Annotated in this window: 4 protein-coding genes; 1 reads left to right on the forward strand and 3 read right to left on the reverse strand. The window is 52.2% G+C overall.

All coding sequences use genetic code 11. The annotated features are described in order from the left end of the window. Nucleotides 1–234, forward strand: a 234-nt coding sequence (locus tag BHE85_RS11600) for an IS1 family transposase (protein WP_216088122.1), incomplete at its 5' end; no start/stop codon positions are given. A gap of 140 nt (nt 235–374) precedes the next feature. On the opposite strand, the gene glyS is transcribed toward BHE85_RS11600, so the two are convergent. The 3 genes from glyS to BHE85_RS11615 form a co-directional block, all read right to left on the reverse strand. Beyond that, nucleotides 375–2,444, reverse strand: a complete 2,070-nt coding sequence (gene glyS, locus BHE85_RS11605) for a glycine--tRNA ligase subunit beta (RefSeq protein WP_001291815.1) — start codon at nt 2,442–2,444, stop codon at nt 375–377. Nucleotides 2,445–2,453: 9 nt separating this feature from the next. Beyond that, nucleotides 2,454–3,365 (reverse strand): glycine--tRNA ligase subunit alpha, encoded by a 912-nt coding sequence (glyQ, locus tag BHE85_RS11610; RefSeq protein ID WP_001168544.1) that lies wholly within the window; start codon nt 3,363–3,365, stop codon nt 2,454–2,456. Nucleotides 3,366–3,459: 94 nt separating this feature from the next. After that, nucleotides 3,460–3,759: a YsaB family lipoprotein gene (locus BHE85_RS11615; protein ID WP_000980111.1), complete on the reverse strand. Its 300-nt coding sequence runs from the start codon at nt 3,757–3,759 to the stop codon at nt 3,460–3,462. Nucleotides 3,760–4,119 lie beyond the last annotated feature (360 nt).

A 4,119-nucleotide genomic window follows, 5' to 3' on the forward strand; every position in this document is an offset into this window, starting at 1 on the left:
CCGGCCTTTGAGGTCGTGGTATGGATGACGGATGGCTGGCCGCTGTATGAATCACGCCTGAAGGGAAAGCTGCACGTTATCAGCAAGCGTTACACTCAGCGCATTGAGCGACATAATCTGAATCTGAGACAACATCTGGCAAGGCTGGGACGGAAGTCACTGTCGTTCTCAAAATCGGTGGAGCTGCATGACAAGGTCATCGGGCATTATCTGAACATAAAACACTATCAGTAAGTTGGAGTCATTACCAAAAATCTCATAAAATTAATATATGAGATAATCTTTATTCAGCAGAAGATTATTAAAGGTTGCTGTATTATTTAGCGATAATAAAAAAAGCCTGCCAGATGGCAGGCTTTTTAATAACGGCGTTATTACTGCAACAGCGAAATATCCGCAACGCGCAGGAACAGTTCGCGCAGTTTCTCCAGCATGGTCAGACGGTTGAGACGCAATTCTTTGTCATCAACCATGACCATCACTTTATCGAAGAAAGCATCAACCGGCTCACGCAGCTCTGCCAGTTCGACCAGCGCATCCTGGTAACGACCTTCCGCAAAGTACGGCTCCAGCTTGTCACGTAGCACCACAACCTGCATCGCCAGTTTAATTTCTTCCGGCTCTTTCAGGGTAGAGGCATTCACGCGGTCGCTCAGCACTTCGTCAGATTTCGCCAGAATGTTAGATACACGTTTGTTCGCCGCCGCCAGTGCAGCAGCTGCATCCAGGGTACGGAAATGCGATACCGCTTTCATACGGGCATCGAAATCAGCCGGACGAGTCGGACGACGCGCCAGTACCGCCTGGATGGTGTCAACGGTGTAACCTTCGTCCTGATACCAGGCGCGGAAGCGACCGAGCATAAAGTCGATAACATCATCAACCACGTTGGCGTTAGTCAGCTTATCGCCATACAGACGCACTGCTTCTTCGGTCAGCGTTTGCAGATCAAGGTTGAGGTTCTTCTCAACGATAATTCGCAGCACGCCAAGTGCGGCACGACGCAGCGCAAACGGGTCTTTGTCGCCTTTCGGATGCTGACCGATACCGAAGATACCCGCCAGAGTATCCATCTTATCAGCAATCGCCAGCGCACAAGCTACCGGGTTGGACGGCAGGTCATCACCGGCAAAGCGCGGCTGATACTGCTCATTCAGCGCGACGGCTACGTCTTCCGCTTCGCCATCGTGACACGCGTAGTGCATCCCCATAACGCCTTGGGTGTCGGTGAACTCGAAGACCATGTTGGTCATCAGGTCACACTTAGACAGCAGGCCCGCACGGGTTGCGTGGTTAACGTCAGCGCCAATCTGTTCAGCAATCCAGCCAGCCAGCGCCTGGATGCGGTCAGTTTTGTCACGCAGCGTACCCAGCTGTTGCTGGAACAGCACGGTTTGCAGGCGCGGCAGGTTATCTTCCAGACGTTTTTTACGGTCGGTATTGAAGAAGAACTCGGCATCCGCCAGACGTGGACGAACGACTTTCTCGTTACCAGAGATAATTTGCTGCGGATCTTTCGATTCGATGTTGGCAACGAAGATGAAGTTCGGCAGCAGTTTGCCATCGTTCGCATACACCGGGAAGTATTTCTGGTCACCTTTCATGGTGTAAACCAGGGCTTCAGCCGGCACCGCGAGGAATTTCTCTTCGAATTTTGCGGTCAGAACGACCGGCCACTCCACCAGCGAAGCCACTTCTTCCAGCAGGCTTTCGCTTAAGTCAGCGTTACCGCCAATCTTACGCGCTGCTTCTTCGGCATCGGCTTTAATCTTCGCTTTACGTTCTTCGTAATCGGCGATGACTTTCCCGCGCTCACGCAGAATTTCCGGATACTGATCGGCGTTGTCGATGGTGAATTCCGGTTCGCCCATAAAGCGGTGGCCGCGAATCACGCGATCGGACTGAATGCCCAGAATAGTTGCCGGAATGACTTTGTCGCCCAGCAGCAGGGTCACGGTGTGCACCGGACGCACGAAGTGCACGTCGCTTGCGCCCCAACGCATCAGTTTCGGGATCGGCAGTTTCGCCAGAGAAGTCGCAACCATATTCGGCAGCAGTGCTTCGGTGCTTTCGCCCTTCACATGGGCGCGATACAGCAGCCATTCGCCTTTATCGGTAGTCAGACGCTCAGCCTGGTCAACGGTAATACCGCAACCACGCGCCCAACCTTCTGCCGCTTTGCTCGGTTTGCCTTCAGCGTCGAACGCCTGGGCAATCGCCGGGCCGCGTTTTTCGATTTCACGATCCGGTTGCGCTTCCGCCAGGTTAGCTACTTTCAGCGCCAGACGACGCGGAGCAGCAAACCATTGAACGGTGCCGTGTGCGAGGCCAGCGTTATCCAGCTCCACAGTAAAATTCGCAGCAAAGGACTCAACCAGGCTGCGCAGTGCTTTTGGTGGCAGCTCTTCAGTGCCGATTTCCACCAGAAAAGTTTTCTCAGACATAGCCGCCTCTTACTTATCTTTGTTGCACATCGGGAAGCCGAGGGCTTCACGGGAAGCGTAGTATGCTTCTGCCACTGCTTTGGTCAGGGTGCGAATGCGCAGAATGTAGCGCTGACGCTCGGTGACGGAGATGGCTTTACGCGCATCCAGCAGGTTGAAGCTGTGGGCGGCTTTCAGAATACGCTCGTAGGCTGGCAGCGGCAGCGGATTTTCCAGCGCCAGCAGCTGCTGCGCTTCTTTCTCGTACTGCTCAAAGCAGGTGAACAGGAAGTCCACATCCGCGTATTCGAAGTTGTAAGTGGACTGCTCCACTTCGTTCTGATGGAACACGTCGCCGTAGGTGGTTTTACCCAGCGGGCCGTCGCTCCAGACCAGGTCGTAAACGCTGTCTACGCCCTGAATGTACATGGCCAGACGTTCCAGACCGTAGGTGATCTCGCCGGTAACCGGTTTACACTCCAGACCACCAACCTGCTGGAAGTAAGTGAACTGCGTCACTTCCATGCCGTTTAGCCACACTTCCCAGCCCAGTCCCCAGGCACCCAGAGTCGGGTTTTCCCAGTTATCTTCCACGAAACGGATGTCGTGAATAGTCGGGTCCATGCCCAGCTCTTTCAGAGAACCGAGGTACAGCTCCTGAATATTGTCCGGCGATGGCTTAATGACCACCTGGAACTGATAGTAGTGCTGTAAACGGTTGGGGTTTTCGCCGTAGCGACCATCGGTCGGGCGACGAGAAGGCTGAACATAAGCAGCCGCCATCGGTTCTGGCCCCAGCGCGCGCAGACAGGTCATTGGGTGAGAGGTTCCCGCGCCGACTTCCATGTCCAATGGTTGAACAATGGTGCAGCCCTGGCGAGCCCAGTAATCCTGTAAGGTCAGGATCAAGCCCTGGAAGGTCCTGGTATCAAACTTTTGCATATTATTTCGTGCTGGATACGTGTGGATTTAAAGGAAGGGATCAGTATACCCGCTGGATGGAAGATATACAGTACGAAACGGGAAAAAGCAGGGCTTAACGCATGGAAAGATGCAAAAAATGGCCATCTGCGTCAAAAGAACAGACAAACTGCTCTTTACGGAAGGTATAACCGCGCATTTCATAGCTTCCCTGGAACTGTTCGAAGGCGGTGACGTCGATTTTTTGCTCGCCGGTGTTATAACGTTTTGCCGCCTGATCCTTGCATAACGCTTCCATATTCAACGAACGCAGAGGATCAACCTTTACCCGTTGTGCTTTCTGCACGGGTGACGGTGTAGAACAACCCACTAGCACCATAAGCGCCATTGCCGGAAAGAAAGCGTTCATCATCATTAAATTACCGTCTGGTTTGCAGGTGAGTCTTATTATTTATATCGGTATAGTGGCTGATATCTTACGAATTTCCTTAAGCCTCTATAAGCTGTAGTGATAAAACTCAGATTATTCCAGTGCGCCAACCAAATGATTTATCGGTCAGACTTTTTTTAACCAGATACAGAGACACAGATGCAGGTAATGCTGCCAACTTACTGATTTAGTGTATGATGGTGATTTTAAGGTGCTAGACTGGCCCCCTGAATCTCCAGACAACCAGTATCACTTAAATAAGTGATAGTCTTAATACTAGTTTTTAGACTAGTCATTGGAGTACAGATGATTGATGTCTTAGGGCCGGAGAAACGCAGACGGCGT

The sequence above is a fragment of the Shigella sp. FC1567 genome (genome assembly GCF_001743015.1).
Classification (GTDB): domain Bacteria; phylum Pseudomonadota; class Gammaproteobacteria; order Enterobacterales; family Enterobacteriaceae; genus Escherichia; species Escherichia coli.